Source organism: Mycobacterium sp., assembly GCF_049281135.1.
Taxonomy (GTDB): domain Bacteria; phylum Actinomycetota; class Actinomycetes; order Mycobacteriales; family Mycobacteriaceae; genus Mycobacterium.
Map to the genome: position 1 here is coordinate 19,585 of NZ_JBAPRN010000068.1, position 15,703 is coordinate 35,287.

The following is a 15,703-nucleotide window of genomic DNA, read 5'->3' on the forward strand; positions in this document are numbered from 1 at the left end:
GTCGCGCCCCACCGATAATCCGATAGAGTTGCCCCGACCGCAGCTGACCCACGTGGATGACTTGATTTCACAGGTCGCGGACTCCGGAGGAAAGTGACACGTGGTAACGGCATTGCAGCGCGACTCGGGCATCAAGCCTTCTTTCACCGACAGTTGGAAGCGAATCTTCCTCGGAAAGCCTTTGACGAGCGAGCAGCTCGAGTCGGAGCGGTTATCGAATCCGGTTGCGCTCGGCGCGATTTCACCAGATGCGATCTCCTCGACGGCCTACGGTCCCGAGCAGGTCATGATCGAACTGCTGCCGCGCGCGGGGATGGCCGCGTTCACATTGTTGCTGCCGATCATCGGCGTCATTCTCGTTATCCTGCTGTTGGTTTCCGCGTCGTACCGCGGGGTCGTCATGGCCTACACCCGGACCGGCGGGGCGTACATGGTGGCGCGGGACAACTTCGGGCCCCGGATAGCGCAGATCGCCGCCGCGGCGTTGCTGATCGACTATGTGGTCACGGCCGCGGTGCAGCCCGCGGCGGGAACTGTGGCGGTGGTGTCGGCGCTCCCTGTGTTGGGCCCGTACCATCTGGAACTCACAATCGCCATCCTGGTCCTGATCTGTATGGCCAACCTGCGCGGATTGCGGCAATCCGGCCGCATTTTCGCGGCCACCACCTATTGGTTCGTCGGCATGATTCTGCTGACGATCGTGACCGGCGTGATTCGTGAGGCCTTCTGGGGCTTGCCGAAGTACGATCCGACGCACATCGATGGTGCGGTGCCGGTGCATCAGGGCAACGGGCTGGTGATGGGCGCGACGGTCCTCGTGGTCCTTCGCGCGTTCGCCAACGGTGGTACCTCGCTGACCGGTGTGGAGGCGATTTCCAACACGGTCAACGTCTTTCGTGAGCCGCAGGGCGTCAATGCCCGCCGGGTGCTTACCGTCATGGCGTGCATCCTGGGGATCTTGCTGGCCGGTGTCGCCTGGCTCGCCCACGTCACCCACGCCACCCCGTACCTGGATGAATACCCGTCGATGCTCTCGGAGATCACCCGCGCCGTCTTCGGCCAGGGTCCACTCGGGAACGTTCTGTACTTTTTGGTGCAGGCTTCGAGCGCGGCAATCCTCTTCGTCGGCGCCAACACCGGATTCAACGGGTTCCCCGCGCTGGCGAGTTTCGTTGCCGAGGACCGTTTCCTGCCTCGTCCGCTGACCAAACGCGGTCACCGGCTGGTGTTCTCCAACGGGATCATCACGCTGACCGCACTGGCGGTGGCACTGCTGCTGGTGACCCGGGCCAAGCTCAGCGCACTGGTGCCGTTCTTCGCGATCGGCGTGTTCACCGCGTTCGCGATGGCCGGCTTCGGCATGGCGAAGCACCACTACACCCGGCGTCAGCACGGCTGGCGCCGCAAAGTCGTGGTCAACTTCTCGGCGGGCCTGATGTCGACGATCGTGGTGGGAATCTTCGTGGTGGCCAAGTTCACCGAAGGCGCCTGGCTGGTCGTCGTTGTCTTCCCGATTTTGGTCTACGGGCTGATCCGGCTGAATCGTCAGTACAGCGCCGAAGCCTCCGTCCTGGAGATGTCGCGCACCGAGCGCCCCGAGCTGGCCAAGTATGCGCGGCTGCGGGTGTTCGTCTTCGTGGACACGGTCGACCTCGCCGAAGTCGAGGCGCTGCGCTACGGGAAGGGGCTGCACGCTGACGAATTGACCGCGGTGCACTTCGTGGTCGACGCCGATCATTCGGCCAAGCTGCAAGAGCGCTGGCAGCACTTCGAGCACGATACTCAGTTGCGGGTGATCGACTGTCCGGACCGCCATTTGAGCCGGTCAGCGCAAGAGCTTGTGCTGCAGGTGAAACGAGATCACCCGGAGACCAAGGTCACGGTGCTGTTGCCGCGCCGGACGTACTCCGCGATGCTCGGCCGGCTGCTGCACGACCGCACGGCCGACAAGATGGCCCGGGCGGTCAGCCGCATCCCGGGTGCGACCGCGATCATCGTGCCCTACGACGTGGAGTCGCGTATCGCACGGGTTGATCCCGATGCGCTGACCCAGGCGGGTCACGCCTAGTACGGTCTAACGGCGGGCGACGCCGAATCCCGTAGGAGGTGGTCGTGACAGCTGAGGTCGACGAGCAGGACCTACCGCCGTCCTTCTCCGACGTGGTCAAGCGCGTCTTCCTGGGCAAGCCGCTGATCAGCCAGGAGTTGTCCAACGAACGGCTGTCCAACCCCGTTGCGCTGGGCGCGCTTTCGCCCGACGCGATCTCGTCCACGGCCTACGGTCCCGAGCAGATCCTGACGGAGCTGCTCCCGCATGCCGGGCTCGCGGCGTTCATCTTGTTGCTGCCCATCATGGGCGTGATCCTGTTGATCCTCGCGTTGGTCGCCGCGTCGTACCGGCAGGTCGTGGCGGTTTACACCAAGGCCGGCGGCTCCTACATCGTGGCGCGGGAGAACTTCGGGCCCAAGGTGGCGCAGGTCGCGGCCGCGGCACTGTTGATCGACTACGTCGTGACAGTGGCCGTGCAATCGGCGGCGGGCACGGTTGCGGTGGCGTCGGCGCTGCCGGCGGTCGGGCCCTACAGCATGGAGATCACCGTCACGGTGGTACTGCTGATCTGCTATCTGAATCTGCGCGGCCTGCGCGAAGCCGGGCTGCCGTTTGCGATCGCCACCTATTCGTTTGTGGTGATGCTCATCGTGATGATCGTGACCGGCGTTGTCCGGCATCTTGTTTGGGGCCTTCCGCAATACGATCCCGGCCACGCTGCCGGAGCGGTACCGGTGCATCAAGGCGGCGGTCTGGTAATGGGCGCGACAATCTTGGTGGTGCTGCGGGCGTTCGCCAACGGTGGCTCGTCGCTGACCGGGGTGGAAGCCATTTCCAACACTGTCAACGTCTTCCGTAAGCCGCAGAGTGTCAACGCGCGCCGGGTGCTCACCGCGATGGCTTGCATTCTGGGGCTCCTGCTGGCCGGTGTCGGCTATCTTGCCTACGCCACGCACGCCGCGCCGTATCTCAGCGAGTATCCGTCGGTGCTTTCCCAAATTGCCCGAGTGGTTTTCGGCAACGGGGTCATCGGCGACAGCATGTACGTCCTCGTACAGGTGTCGACCGCGGCCATCCTGTACACCGGCGCCAACACCAGCTTCAACGGTTTTCCCGCGTTGGCGAGTTTCGTTGCCGAGGACCGCTTTCTGCCGCGCCAGCTCATGCAACGCGGTTATCGGCTGGTGTTCTCGAACGGGATCCTCACGCTCGCAGCGCTGTCGCTGGCGCTGTTGGTGTTCACTGGCGGATCGGTCAACGCGCTAGTGCCGTTTTACGCGATCGGGGTGTTCACCGGTTTCTCCATGGCCGGCTACGGAATGTCCAAATACCATCTGACGCACCGGGAACGGGGCTGGCAGTACCGGTTGGCGATCAACTTCTCGGCGGCGGTGCTCTCGACGATCGTGGTGGGCATCTTCGCGGTGGCCAAGTTCACCGAGGGCGCTTGGCTGGTCGTTGTTGTCTTCCCGATCTTGGTGTTCGGGTTGATTCGGCTCAATCGCGAATACCGGGCCGAGTCGGCGATCCTGGAAGCATTCCGCACCGATCGTCCGCAGCTGACCAAATATGCCCGCCATCGGCTCTTCGTCTGCGTCAACTCGCTTGATCTCGCGGTGCTCGAAGCACTGCGGTACGGCAAGGGTCTGCGTGCCGACGACTTGGTCGCGGTGCATTTCATGATCGACTCGGACCATGCCGCCGCGCTGCGAAAGCGTTGGGATGACTTCGATCTCGACGTCCCGCTGCGGGTGGTCGACTGCCCCGACCGACAGATCGTCCGCGCCGTGCAAACGCTGGTCGTGAAGGCCCGCAACGAGCGTCGCGACACCCACGTGACGGTGTTGCTGCCGCGCCGGACGTATGCGCCGTTGCTGGGACGGCTGCTGCACGACCAAACCGCGGACAAGATCTCCCGGGCGGTCAGCCGAATCCCGGATGCGGCGGCCACCATCGTTCCCTACGACGTCCAGTCCCGGATCCGCGAAGCATTCCCGGACATCTTGGAGCAGCGCATCGCTGCCAAAGTCGAAGAGATCGAGATGCGGATCTGGCGGGGCGAAGAACAGCCCGCGGAGGACTACGAGCACCCGGAAAAGCCCGCCGCGGTGATCGAGGTGAACAGCCTGATTCCGGGGCGCCGCGCCACGGTCGAAGGCCGCGTCAGCCAAGTCGAAGACATCACCAAACGTGGAAAGACGTTCCGCTGGATCGTCGTCGGAGATGACAGCGGCGAGGTCCGGGTGACCTTCCGGCCCGGGCACGGCGACGACGTACAGCCTGGGCAGGTCCTGCGCCTGACCGGAAAAGCGACCCAGAGTGGCAACAAACAGGTGGCGATGGATGATCCGACCTACTCGGTGATCGAGACGCCCGAGGAGTCTTAGGGCGGCGACGTAGGGTGCAACCCGTGCACGTCCACCCTGAGGTCTCCGACGCGCTGGCCGCCGGCCGGCCGGTTGTCGCCCTGGAGAGCACGATCATCAGTCACGGTCTGCCGCGACCGGACAACCTGCGTGTCGCACGCGAGATCGAGGCGGCGGTGCGATCCGGCGGGGCGGTGCCTGCGACTATCGCGATCATCGACGGTGAGCCGCACATCGGGCTGGATGATGCGGGACTGCGGCGTGTCGCCGAGAGCGAGACGATGGTGAAGGTGAGCGTCCGCGACGTCGCGGTGCTCGCGGCCCGGGGTGGAGACGGCGCGACGACCGTCGCTTCGACCGCGCATCTGGCTGCGGCAGTGGGTATCTCGGTGTTCGCCACCGGCGGGCTGGGCGGCGTTCATCGCGATGCGCGCGACAGCTGGGACGAGTCCGCGGACCTGATGACTCTTTCGCGCACCGGCGTGCTGGTGGTCTGCGCCGGTGTGAAGTCGATCCTGGATGTCGGCGCCACCCTCGAGCGACTGGAATCGCTCAACGTCGGCGTGATCGGCTATCGCACGGATCGGTTTCCCGGCTTCTACCTGGCCGATTCGGGTCATCCGGTGGGCTGGCGGGTGGAGTCGCCGCAACAGGTCGCCGATGTGTTGCACGCCCGACGGCGGCTGAGTACCGACGGATATGGGCTGGTGCTGGCCAACCCGATCGCGCCCGCGGACGAGATGGACCGCGCGTTGCACGACCGGGTGCTGACCGCCGCGCTGGCCGCCGCCCAAGCCGCGGGTGTGTACGGCAAGGACGTCACGCCGTTCCTGCTCGACTACTTCCATCGCGAGACGCACGGTGCCTCGCTGTCGGCCAACGTTGAGCTGGTGCTGTCCAATGCGCGGCTGGCGGCGGAGATTGCGGCGCTGGTTGACCTGCCTACGGCGTGAGGATGTAGTCGTCGTCTTTCGGTTGACTCAGCATGCGGGTCAAGCGCTTTCGGTCGAACGGCCACAGGTCGATGTGGTTGTCGTCGGCGAAATACCAAGAGTTGCAACCGGTGTTCCACACCGTCGGCACCATCGCCTCGGCGACGTCGTCGGCGAAGCGGTCGGTGGCTTCCTCGGTGACTTCGACGGCGGTGATCTCGCCGTCGCGGAAACGCTGCAGCCAGCGGGTGATGTAGCGCGCGGTCAACTCGGCGACGTGTTGCAGCGAGATGGACCCGGTGGGCGAGTTGGGGCCGAGCACCATGAACAGATTGGGGAATCCGGGAATCGCGGTCATTCCCCAGGCCCGAGGGCCTTTCGCCCAGGCGTCGTCGATCGACAGTCCGTTGCGGCCGCGCAAGGTCATCGGGCGCATGTAGTTGTGGGCCGCGAAGCCGGTGGCGAGCACGATCGCATCCAGATCATGGTGGACGCCGTCGGTGGTTCGCAGGCCGGTCGGCGTGATCTCGGCGATTGGCTCGCTGACAAAGCTGGCGTTCGGCCTGGAGATTCGCCGGTAATAGTCGCCGGAGAGCACCTGCCGCTTGCAGAGCGGTTCGTAGTCAGGGTTCAACTTGGCGCGAAGAGCCCTGTCCCGCACCAGGGCTCGCAAGCACATCCACCCGTAACGCTGGGCCGCCCGGCGCCGCCACGTCGGCCGGATGACCAGGTCGACCAGGTAGTCGGAGCCGACGAATTGAGCGAGCCTGACCGTCTTGTCCTGCCTCGGCAACCTCCGCAGTAGCCGACCGACGATGCGGGGTTGCCGTAGTCGCATCGGCATCCACATCACCCACTGCGGCGTGCGAACGAAATGGGTGATGTGCGCCGTCTCGGGCTGTAGCGCTGAAAACACCTGCACCCCAGTCGAACCAGCGCCAATCACCCCTACCCGTTTGCCCTCCGCATCGATGTCAGTCCAGCGCGCAGTATGCACCACCGGTCCGGTGAACGAGTCGAGGCCCGGCAGGTCCGGGATGAACGGGTGGTGCAGGATTCCGGTTGCCGCGATGACGAAGTCCGCCTCGATCTCTTCCCCGCTCGCGGTGGACACCCGCCAGCGGTTCTCGTCGAGCACTGCCTCGGTGACTTCGCAGTCAAGCCGCAGATGCGATTTCAGCGCCAGCGTATCGATGAGGTCGCGGTGGTAGCGCTGGATCTCGTCGCCGGTCGCCCACACGTGTTTCCAGTCGGGCTTAGGCGCGAAGGCGAATTGATAGCCGTAGGAAGGCACATCGCAACGCAGACCCGGATAGCGGTTCCAGTGCCACACGCCACCGACGTCTGAACCCTTCTCCAGGATGGTGAAGTCGTTGAAGCCGGACTGTTTCAGCACATGAGCGACGGCGATCCCCGCCATTCCGGCGCCGACGATGACGATCCGGGGATCCCGCCCGTGGGGCGCGGCGGTCATGGGGAAACGGTATGCCCGCCGAAACTGCCGCAGCAAGAGCTATGGCCGGGGAGAAGATCAACTGTGCGCCCCCGGGCAGTACACGCTGATGGCATCTAACAAGAACGGACGTACCTGCGGACCCGGCACCCCCTGACCCTCCAGGTCGGCGGCAAGTTGCAACATGGCGCTGCTGAACGGGCTCGGCATCGCGCCGAAGTGAAAGGTCCACGGTTGAGAGCGAGAAAGACTGTCGTTATCGCACCGTTTATGCGCAAGCGCGATCAACTGCTCCGGAGGGCCGCCGGCAATTCCGTCCCTCGACAGCAACCCCAAAAACTGGTCATCCTGCGCGTCAGCGTGAGCGACAGCACCCGTCATGAGTACAGCGGCGGCCGCGAAAGCCGGAAGAAATGGATCGACGTTCATGGCTAAGAGTGGCACTGATCGCTGAGAACCGCGAGTCGCGGCAGCAATCGGATCCATCCGACATCAAGCGTGCCGGGATCGACCGATGCTTACGGGATGTCGTCGTCGCTGTCGTCGCGGAGCAGTTCTTCGGGGTGGTGGAAGATGTTGGTGCGGGGTTGGCCGCGATACTCCAAAGAACCTTTTAAATGCGGTGTGGATGCCGGGCCGGGGAGCGACGTGCACAACTGTGGTGAATAGCCCTCAGGGACATACTCATCCGACCTCCGCCGCTGCCGGTGGCGTCGCACTCTGGAGCAGCCGGAAGACCGCCGCCCAGAGGCTGGAGACGGGTCGCGGGCAGCACCTTTCGCTTGCGTCGTTCTTCATGTTGTACTAGGACGTCATAGATAGTCATGATGCGAATATCAAGGAGAGCCGTCATGGGAAAGACCCTGGTAATCACGGGTACTGCGTCCGGGTTCGGCCGTTCGACTGTGCAGCGCTTCGCTGCCGAGGGCTGGAACGTGGTCGCCACGGTCCGCAAGGAGGCCGATCTCGAGGTGCACTCGGACCTCGAGCAGGTACGTACATTGCTGCTCGACGTCAACGACGAGGCCGCCGACACCGCGTTCGCTGCTACCGCACTCGACCAGTTCGGTGGGGCCGACGCGCTGGTCAACAACGCCGGTTATTACCAGATGGGTCCGGTTGAAGCGAGCACGATGCAGCAGGTCCACGACCAGTTTCAGACCAACGTCTTCGGTCTGATCGCTTTAACCAAGGCGTTCCTGCCGGCCTTTCGTCAGCAGCGCTCCGGAGTGATCGTCAACCTTTCGTCGATCAGCGCCGATCAGGGCTATCCGTACACGGCCGTATACGCGGCCTCCAAGGCTGCGGTTGCCGCGTTCACCGAAGGACTCAACGTCGAGATGTCGAGCTTCGGGGTCAGCGCGAAGGCGATTTTCCCCGGCCAGCACAGCACCCGCATCTTCACCAAGATCGATTCCGCGGCCGATGTGCCCGAGGATTATCGGGAGGCCATGGCCTCCTTCTTCGCCGCCAACGCGTCTGGTTCCGCACCGGAGGTCACCTCCGACGTGATCTTCGAAGCGGTCACCGACGGCAAGGACGGTCAGGCCCGCTACTACTCGGGGCCCGATGCGGTCGCGATTCCACGCGCCCGCCAACTGCTCGGTTCGTCCTGGTACTGGGAGGAATTCCGGGCCGCGAACACCGGCAACCCCAGCCCGTTGTGGAATGCGTTGATGCCGCGTGGCGGGGACGCCGTCGAGATGGGGGTGTGACCACTAAGGCCGACGACGCACCGTGCAGAGGGTTGCTCGCCAACTGCTCGGTATGGCTTCGAGTCGGCGCCCCTTGGTCCGCCAGACCGACGTCGACCGCGGCCACGCACCAGGGGTCAGCATTCCGGAGTCTGCACGCGTCATGGCTAGCGAGCAATGGATACGAGAAATAAAGAGAGTCAACGAGATTCTGTGAACGCGCGGTGGGTGGTCAGGGACGTTCTCGGGTGAGCGTCATGGCTCCTGCGATCGGACCGCCACCGTTGGACACCAACGCGACTTCGGCATCGGCCACCTGTCGAGCGGTGGCTTGTCCCCGAAGTTGGGTGACCGCTTCGTGGATGAGGCCGTATCCGTGCAGTCGGCCGCCCGAGAGTTGGCCTCCGCCAGTGTTCAATGGCAACTCACCGCCCAGTGATATACGTTGCCCACCTTCCAGATAGGGCCCGGCTTCGCCACGGCCGCAGAATCCCAGCGACTCCAGCCAGACCAAGGCCAGGATGCTAAATCCGTCGTAGAGCTGCGCGACGTCGACGTCGGCCGGACGCAGCGCACTGCGTTCCCACAGCTGCTCGGCCGCCCCTTGGGAGGCCATTGAGGCCATGTCGTCGTGCTGGTCCCATGACGGCCGCCCGCGTAGCGCGGTGCCGAACGCTTCGAAGAACACCCCGCCGTGTCGACTGTCGTTCGCACACTCTTGTTGTGAAACGACCACTGCCGTCGATCCGTCGACCGGGATGTCGCAGTCGAACAGACACAGCGGTGAGGAGATCATCCGGGCGCCGAGATAGTCCTCGAGGGTGAGCGGCGTTCGCAACGCAGCGTTGGTGTTGAGGGCGGCATGGCGACGCTGCACGAGTGCTATCTGCCCGAGTTGCTCGCGGGTGGTGCCATAGTCGAAGAAGTGCCGCGTCGCCACCGGCGCAAGCCAGTTCGCGGCGGAGATGGCTCCGAAGGGCGCCATCCACCGACCCATCCCGGATGCCGACGCCCCGTCGGCTCCAAGCACCGACCCGCGGCCGGACTGGCCCTGCGCCGTAGATTCGGTCACCGTGCGATAGACCAGCACGTGGCGAGCCATTCCCGTGGCGATGGCCATGCAGGCGGCAACGATCGCGCCGAGCTGGCCGGGGAGTTCCGCGGCGCCTTGGTACCACTGAAGATTCAGCCTCAAGGCGTCCTGCACGTCGTAGACAGCCGGGCCGCCGTAGCCGAACGTCGCGATCGGATCCCCACCGGGATAGGTCGACAGCCCGTCGATGTCGGCGCTGCGCAGACCGGCGTCGGCGATGGCGCTCCGGCACGCTTCCAGCGTGAGGTCCAGCGATGATCGCCCCAAGCGCCGACCCACCGCCGACTGCCCGATTCCCGTCAACGCGGACGCGTGTTCGAACCTGTTGTCTGACAAGGGGTTAGACCGCCTCGATCGGCATGAACACCGGGTACCAAGAGCCGTGACGGTGCACGAATCCCACACTCACCCGCATGCCGACGTACGCAACGTCGAAGGGGCAGTTCACCAGGTTGGTGGTCAGCCGCAGGCCCTGCTGCTCGTCGAGTTCGACCATGGCGATGATGTAGGGGCGCTGACCGGGCACCCATGGTTGGTGGTTGACGGTGAGGGTATGTATCCGACCTGTCCCCGAGACGACGCGCGGCTCACATCGGGTGCCTTCGCAGCGTGGGCAAAATCCCACCGGCGGGTGCACGAAGTATCCACAGTCACGGCACCGTTGCATCCGCAGCAGTCCATCGGCGCCACTGGCCCAGAAGAAGGCACAGTCGGGGTCCACGGCCGGGGTCATCCGGTGAATCAGGACGTCGTCGACGACGGGTCCTGCCGCACCGGCGACGGGGGAGTGGTCCGCACCACCTCTCATCGTGCCGTCAGCTCGCGTAGCTGATTCCGGCATCGACCGGTAGCGCTATTCCGGTGATGTAGCGACCGGACTCGCCGACCAGGTACAGCACCGCGCGACTGACGTCGATCGGGTCCACCATCTGGACGGGCAGGGTGTTCTGGAAGGCGTGCGCGGTCTTGACGTTCTCCTGCATGTAGGCGGGGAAAAAGTCGTTGACCACCATCGGCGTGTCACACCCGGTCGGGTGCACGGTGTTGACGCGGATGCTGTGCTCTGCCAGGCCTGCGGCGTAGGCGCGGGCCAGACCCACCACGCCGGACTTCGCCGCGACGTAGCTGTCGAAACCGCCGGACAGGTCGGTGTACATCGGCCGCAGCCCCGACACCGAGCTGATGATCACGATCGACCCGCCGCGGCCGCCCTCGATGAGCATCGGGGCGGTGATTTGCAGGGTGTTCCACGTTCCGGTCAGCATGACATCGATGCCGTCGCGCCACTCTTGCCGGTTCAGTGTGTGCGGGACGAGGCTTTGAGTCATGACGCCGGCATTCGCGACGACGACGTCCAGACGGCCGATGTCGGCCACGGCCTCGGTCACCGCGGTATCGAACGCGTCGTAGTCGCGGACGTCGACTTGGCGCGCAATGATTCGTCGTCCGGTCTTCTCGACGAGCCGGACGGTCTCGGCGAGGTCCTCGGGGGTGGACATCGGATAGTGGACGGTCTCGAGTTGACGACAGATGTCGACCGCGATGATGTCAGCGCCCTCCTCGGCGAGCAGTTCCGCGTGCGCCCGGCCCTGTCCCCGCGCCGCCCCGGTAATCAGCGCAACCTTGCCTTCCAACGCACCCATGAAACGCTCCTCATATCTACCTATGATGTCTTAGTAAAACATGGCGCAGCAGGGAACGGAAGGCCCTGGTGCTCCCACGGGCGGGCCGCGCCGGGGCTCCGCCGACACCCGCGATCGAGTGGATCGACCGCTCCGTCGTCCGCTGCGCGGGTGTGTCATACGTGGATGCGGGCACGTCGAGCGTTCGTCGCCGGGGATGCGTGATGTCTCACAGGGTCGGTCGGCACCACGGTCCCGCGCGGGTTCAGCCGTGGTCGGGGGCGATGTTCTGGTTGTAGCGCAGCAGGTTCTTGGGGTCGTATTCGTTCTTCAGTGCGACCAGGCGCGGATAGCTGGCGCCGTAGGAACGGGCCACCGTTTCGGATGTCTCTCCGGTGGACAAGAAGTTGGAATAGAGCCCCGCGGTGTACTTTTCGATCCTCGACCACAGGTCGCGGGTCCACGCGACATTCTTCTGGTCATCGTTGGGGTCGCGCCACATGGAGGTTCCCAGGAAGCTGAACGCCGCGCTCCGGTTGGGAAACGCCGCGCTGGCTGCGGGGATACGGCTGATCGCTCCGCCCATTTGCTCGATGGCCAGGACGGTGCGCGAGGAGGGAACGCTGGCGAAGTGCGCGCCGAATTCGGCGATCAGCTCGTCGCTCAGCTCGTTGAAGAACCCCGACTTCCAGTAGTTGCGCTGACCACTCTTGAACGTGCCGTCGAACATGCAGTGGAAGTCCCGGTAGGACATCTCCTTCTGCGTCACGTCGAGCGGGGCACCGAAGTCGACGACCGAGGCAATGGCCTTTCGGCCCGTCTCGGGGTCGCCGAACCAGGCGGCGAACACCGTCACGCACGGCCCGGTTTCGGGGATCGTGAGCAGGTTGACGGCGATGATCAGATCGTCCTCGGCGTCGCGGGTCTGTTGGCGGTAGTGGGCGATGACGTCGCCGAGCGCCTCTAGGGGGTAGGTGGCCACGCCGACGCCCACCGGCGTGGTGTGGGGGTGCAGGGCGAAGTCGAAGGCGGTGACGACCCCGAAGTTGCCTGCGCCGCCGCGCAGTCCCCACAGCAGTTCTGGGTTGTGGTCCTCGTCGGCGCGGACGAGGTGGCCTCCGGGGGTGATGACGTCGGCGCCGATCAGGCTGTCGCAGGTGAAGCCGTACTTGCGCATCAGCCAGCCGATGCCCCCGCCGAGGGTCAGTCCCGCGACTCCGGTGGAGGAGATGTTGCCGCCGGTGGTGGTGAGCCCGAACGCTTGTGTCTCCCGGTCGAATTCGCCCCAGTTCACGCCCGGCTGGACGCGCACGGTGTGCGCATGCGGGTCGACGTGCACGCCCTTCATCTTTGAGACGTCCAGCACCAGGCCGCCGTCGTTGAGTGCATTGCCGGCGACGTTGTGCCCTCCGGCGCGGATGGCGAAGGGTACGTTCTGGGTATCGGCCCAGCGCAGCACCTCGGCGACGTCGCCGGGCCCCAGGCATTCGATGATCACCCCGGGAGATTTGCTGATCATGGCGTTGTAGATGGTGCAGACGTCTTCGTACTCCGAGGTGCCGGGGTCGAGCACGCGGCCGCGCAGACTGCGGGTCAGCCCGGCCGGCAGGGCGTCGAGGGTGACGGCGGGGAGGCCAGGGTCGAGGTCGGTGCTCATGGCGATGTCCTTCGTGTGTTTTGTGAGGGGTGAATCATCGGTGGGTGACGACGAGGGGCAGTACTTCGGGTCCGTGCAGCATCCCGGCGGGTGCGGTCAGCACCGGTGGGGCGGACAGTTCCAGGCCGGCGAACCGTTCGGCGAGAACGCTTAGGGCGGCTTCCATTTCGGTCCGGGCGAGCGCCGCGCCCAGGCAATGGTGGGTTCCCCAGCCGAAGGGCAGGTCGAAGCGCTGGGTTCGGTCGAGGCGGAATTCGTCGGGATGCTCGAATCGGGCCGGGTCGTGGCTGGCGGTGAGCAAGTTCAGGATGATGCGGCGCCCGGGTTCGACCCGCACGCCGTGCACGTCGAACGGTTCGCGGGGAATGCGGACCACGAATCGGGTCACCGGGCGGATGCGCAGGGCTTCTTCGACCGCGGCCGGTACCAGCGCCGGATCCGCGTGCAGCAGCGGCCAGGTGTCGCTGTCGATCAGTTCCAGCACCGCGGAGGCGAGTTGGTACCGGGTGGTGTCCTGTCCGGCGAAGATCAGGTTCACCAGGCTCCAGGCCAGTTCCCGATCAGTCAGGGCGCCCTCGGTGGCCTGCACCGCGATCAACGAGCTGATGACGTCATCGTCGGGTCGGCGCCGGCGGGCTGTCGCCAGGTCGCCGACATAGTCGGCCAGCCGCTGCAGGGCAGCGTCGATCCGCTCGAAGTGCGGCGCCAAGGGGACCGCGGCCAGCAGATGCAATTCGGTGGCCGCACCGGTGAAGATCCCGATGTCCTCGGGCGGGATGCCGAGCAGTCCACACAGGACCTGCATGGGGTACGGGCTGCTGAACTGTGCCACGAACTCACACTGTTGGCCGTTCCACGCATCGATGAGGGCCGCCGCGGTGTGGTGCATCGCCGAACGGCGCTCGGTGACGTGGCGGACGCGGAATCCGGCGCTGAGCACCCGACGGATCCGGCGGTGCGTGTCGCCGCGCATCGCCACCAGCAGGCCCTCGTCGGCGAACTCGAGCAGCGACGCCGGGCCGCCCATCTGGCGGTACGCACTGGCGTCCTGGGAGTCCAGGCGCGGATCCGAGATCAGTGTAGTGACCGTGGCGTAGTCCAATATCTCCACGCCGCGGCGCGTCCGGCAGATCTGCCCGCCGCCCGCGCCCGCCCAAAGAGTGCCCACGGCGTCGCGGTCAAAGTCGGCGCTGAGCACGTCGACGAACGGCAGATCCGCTTCGCGACGCATCGAGACGTCGTTCCGCATGGGCCACCCCTTTCTACTTCATATATATCATAGTTATATATCACAAAGCATACGGTGGATCGTCGTCGTTCGCGTAGGTCACGAGTCCGTAGCCGTAGAACTCCGCCGCGTTGGCCGGGGAGACCGCCCGGGTGTTGGTGCGCTCCAGAGTGATGCGCAGTGCATCGATACGGCGCTGCGAGGCGGCTAGTTCCTCGGCCACCTGCGCCACCTCGGCCGGGTCTGGGCCTGGGTGGCGGCTGCTCAACTCGGCGTGATGGGACTCCTCGGCAGCCACTTCGTCGGCCAGGCGCACGCGGGCCTCGTTATAGGTCAGCAGGTCCAGATCGTCGTCTGTCTCGTCACGGGCGGGCTCGTCGGTTCCGAAGTCATTCGCGCTGTGAGTCATTGGGTCCTCGTTCTCGTCGTAGCGGTTCCGGCGGCGCGGGTGGTTGCGCCGAGGCCCGACGCCCACTATCCTAGCTGTCATATCTTACTAAGATATATCTGAGTGGGAAAGGTCCGATCCGGGCCCCAGTACACGAGATGGCGAGGAGCAACGATGCCTCTTCAGGACTACATGCAGATCCTGTCGGTCGACGATCACCTGATCGAACCTCCGCGGGTCTTCATGGACCGACTTCCGCGCCAGCACCTCGAGATGGGCCCGCGCATCATCGAGGACGAGAAGGGTCACCACGTGTGGACCTTCGAAGGACGGCGGTACCCGCAGATCGGTCTGAATGCGGTCGCGGGAAAGGATGCCAAGGATTACGGCACCGAGCCGGTGCGCTACGAGGACATGATCCCCGGATGCTACGACGCCGCCGAGCGTGCCAGGGACATGGATCTCGATGGGGTGCGCGCGGCGATGTGCTATCCCTCATTTCCCGGCTTCGCCGGGCGGGTGTTCCTGCAGGCCAACGATCACGAGCTGGCTCGTTTGTGCCTTCAAGCCTGGAACGACTTCTCCGTCGACGAGTGGAGCGGCTCGGCCCCGGGGCGCTTCATCCCGCTGGCCATGCTGCCGGTCTGGGATACGTCGTTGTGCGTGAAGGAGATCGAGCGGGTCGCGACGTCGGGCGCCCGGGGCATCACCTTTCCGGAGAATCCGGCGCCGCTGGGCTTACCGTCGTTTCACACCGACCACTGGGACCCCGTTTTCGCGGCCTGCGAAGACGCGGGTCTGCCCCTATGTCTGCATTTCGGCTCCTCCAGTCACGTCCCGGGCTTCGCGGCCGACGCCCCATTGGCGGTGTCCATCGCGCTGTACAGCACCAATTTGATGGCCACCACCACCGATCTGCTGTTCTCCGGGGTGCTGCAACGTCATCCACGGCTGCAGATCGTGCTGGCCGAGGGCGGGATCGGCTGGATCCCCTACATCCTGGAGCGGTGCGACTACGTCTGGGAACGCCACCGCTGGTATCAGGACATCGACCGCGACACCAGGCCCTCGGATCTGTTCCGTAAGCACTTCTTCGGCTGCTTCATAGACGACAACTTCGGCGTCGCCGTCCGCGACCAGATCGGCATCGACAACCTCACCTTCGAGGTCGACTATCCGCATTCGGATTCGCAATGGCCCAACACACGCAAGTACGCGGC

The 15,703-nt window shown here is 65.2% G+C and carries 13 protein-coding genes and 2 pseudogenes; 6 read left to right on the forward strand and 9 right to left on the reverse strand.

The window, feature by feature from the left end:
• Window positions 1-112: 112 nt before the first annotated feature.
• From WAN02_RS02775 to WAN02_RS02785, 3 genes and pseudogenes are all read left to right on the forward strand, one after another.
• Window positions 113-2,053 (forward strand): annotated as a pseudogene (locus tag WAN02_RS02775) (APC family permease); the annotation flags it as partial.
• Window positions 2,054-2,112: 59 nt separating this feature from the next.
• The gene (locus WAN02_RS02780; protein ID WP_422262627.1) at window positions 2,113-4,437 is read left to right on the forward strand and encodes an amino acid permease; all 2,325 of its coding nucleotides are present in this window, start codon (window positions 2,113-2,115) and stop codon (window positions 4,435-4,437) included.
• A gap of 23 nt (window positions 4,438-4,460) precedes the next feature.
• Entirely contained in the window at window positions 4,461-5,369 is a 909-nt protein-coding gene (locus WAN02_RS02785) for a pseudouridine-5'-phosphate glycosidase (protein ID WP_422262629.1), read from the forward strand.
• Here WAN02_RS02785 and WAN02_RS02790 read toward each other — a convergent pair.
• From WAN02_RS02790 to WAN02_RS02800, 3 genes are all read right to left on the reverse strand, one after another.
• Window positions 5,359-6,822 (reverse strand): flavin-containing monooxygenase, encoded by a 1,464-nt coding sequence (locus WAN02_RS02790; protein ID WP_422262631.1) that lies wholly within the window; start codon window positions 6,820-6,822, stop codon window positions 5,359-5,361. The two genes, WAN02_RS02785 and WAN02_RS02790, sit on opposite strands and share 11 nt — an antisense overlap.
• Before the next feature lie 57 nt (window positions 6,823-6,879).
• Window positions 6,880-7,230 carry a DUF732 domain-containing protein gene (locus WAN02_RS02795; protein ID WP_422262633.1) on the reverse strand — a complete coding sequence of 117 codons (351 nt, stop codon included), beginning with the start codon at window positions 7,228-7,230 and terminating at the stop codon, window positions 6,880-6,882.
• An 89-nt stretch (window positions 7,231-7,319) separates the two neighbouring features.
• Window positions 7,320-7,457 (reverse strand): hypothetical protein, encoded by a 138-nt coding sequence (locus WAN02_RS02800; RefSeq protein WP_422262635.1) that lies wholly within the window; start codon window positions 7,455-7,457, stop codon window positions 7,320-7,322.
• Between the two features lie 195 nt (window positions 7,458-7,652).
• Between WAN02_RS02800 and WAN02_RS02805 the strand changes: the two genes are divergently transcribed.
• Window positions 7,653-8,516 (forward strand): SDR family NAD(P)-dependent oxidoreductase, encoded by an 864-nt coding sequence (locus WAN02_RS02805; RefSeq protein WP_422262637.1) that lies wholly within the window; start codon window positions 7,653-7,655, stop codon window positions 8,514-8,516.
• Between the two features lie 19 nt (window positions 8,517-8,535).
• Window positions 8,536-8,709 (forward strand): annotated as a pseudogene (locus tag WAN02_RS02810) (IS3 family transposase); the annotation flags it as partial.
• Between the two features lie 18 nt (window positions 8,710-8,727).
• Here the strand turns inward: WAN02_RS02810 and WAN02_RS02815 are convergent.
• The 6 genes from WAN02_RS02815 to WAN02_RS02840 all read right to left on the reverse strand — a co-directional run bounded on the left by WAN02_RS02815 (window position 8,728) and on the right by WAN02_RS02840 (window position 14,504).
• On the reverse strand, window positions 8,728-9,924 hold the full coding sequence (locus tag WAN02_RS02815) for a thiolase family protein (protein WP_422262639.1): 1,197 nt from the start codon (window positions 9,922-9,924) through the stop codon (window positions 8,728-8,730).
• 4 nt (window positions 9,925-9,928) lie between these two features.
• Window positions 9,929-10,396: a Zn-ribbon domain-containing OB-fold protein gene (locus tag WAN02_RS02820; protein WP_422262641.1), complete on the reverse strand. Its 468-nt coding sequence runs from the start codon at window positions 10,394-10,396 to the stop codon at window positions 9,929-9,931.
• A gap of 7 nt (window positions 10,397-10,403) precedes the next feature.
• The gene (locus WAN02_RS02825) at window positions 10,404-11,231 is read right to left on the reverse strand and encodes a mycofactocin-coupled SDR family oxidoreductase (RefSeq protein ID WP_422262643.1); all 828 of its coding nucleotides are present in this window, start codon (window positions 11,229-11,231) and stop codon (window positions 10,404-10,406) included.
• Window positions 11,232-11,475: 244 nt separating this feature from the next.
• Complete coding sequence (locus tag WAN02_RS02830; RefSeq protein WP_422262645.1) at window positions 11,476-12,867, reverse strand: FAD-binding oxidoreductase; 1,392 nt, start codon at window positions 12,865-12,867, stop codon at window positions 11,476-11,478.
• 34 nt (window positions 12,868-12,901) lie between these two features.
• Window positions 12,902-14,116 carry a cytochrome P450 gene (locus WAN02_RS02835; RefSeq protein WP_422262647.1) on the reverse strand — a complete coding sequence of 405 codons (1,215 nt, stop codon included), beginning with the start codon at window positions 14,114-14,116 and terminating at the stop codon, window positions 12,902-12,904.
• A gap of 40 nt (window positions 14,117-14,156) precedes the next feature.
• A complete protein-coding gene (locus WAN02_RS02840; protein WP_422262649.1) occupies window positions 14,157-14,504 on the reverse strand; it encodes a hypothetical protein in 348 nt (115 codons plus the stop codon).
• Window positions 14,505-14,657: 153 nt separating this feature from the next.
• Here WAN02_RS02840 and WAN02_RS02845 point away from each other — a divergent pair.
• The coding region (locus tag WAN02_RS02845; RefSeq protein ID WP_422262651.1) for an amidohydrolase family protein at window positions 14,658-15,703 on the forward strand (1,046 nt) is incomplete at its 3' end.

Bases quoted from the DNA above. Each gene is read 5' to 3' on its own strand.
- WAN02_RS02790 (WP_422262631.1), bottom strand. From the start codon at position 6,822: ATGACCGCCGCGCCCCACGGGCGGGATCCCCGGATCGTCATCGTCGGC.
- WAN02_RS02795 (WP_422262633.1), bottom strand. From the start codon at position 7,230: ATGAACGTCGATCCATTTCTTCCGGCTTTCGCGGCCGCCGCTGTACTC.
- WAN02_RS02805 (WP_422262637.1), top strand. From the start codon at position 7,653: ATGGGAAAGACCCTGGTAATCACGGGTACTGCGTCCGGGTTCGGCCGT.
- WAN02_RS02820 (WP_422262641.1), bottom strand. From the start codon at position 10,396: ATGAGAGGTGGTGCGGACCACTCCCCCGTCGCCGGTGCGGCAGGACCC.
- WAN02_RS02825 (WP_422262643.1), bottom strand. From the start codon at position 11,231: ATGGGTGCGTTGGAAGGCAAGGTTGCGCTGATTACCGGGGCGGCGCGG.
- WAN02_RS02830 (WP_422262645.1), bottom strand. From the start codon at position 12,867: ATGAGCACCGACCTCGACCCTGGCCTCCCCGCCGTCACCCTCGACGCC.
- WAN02_RS02835 (WP_422262647.1), bottom strand. From the start codon at position 14,116: ATGCGGAACGACGTCTCGATGCGTCGCGAAGCGGATCTGCCGTTCGTC.
- WAN02_RS02840 (WP_422262649.1), bottom strand. From the start codon at position 14,504: ATGACTCACAGCGCGAATGACTTCGGAACCGACGAGCCCGCCCGTGAC.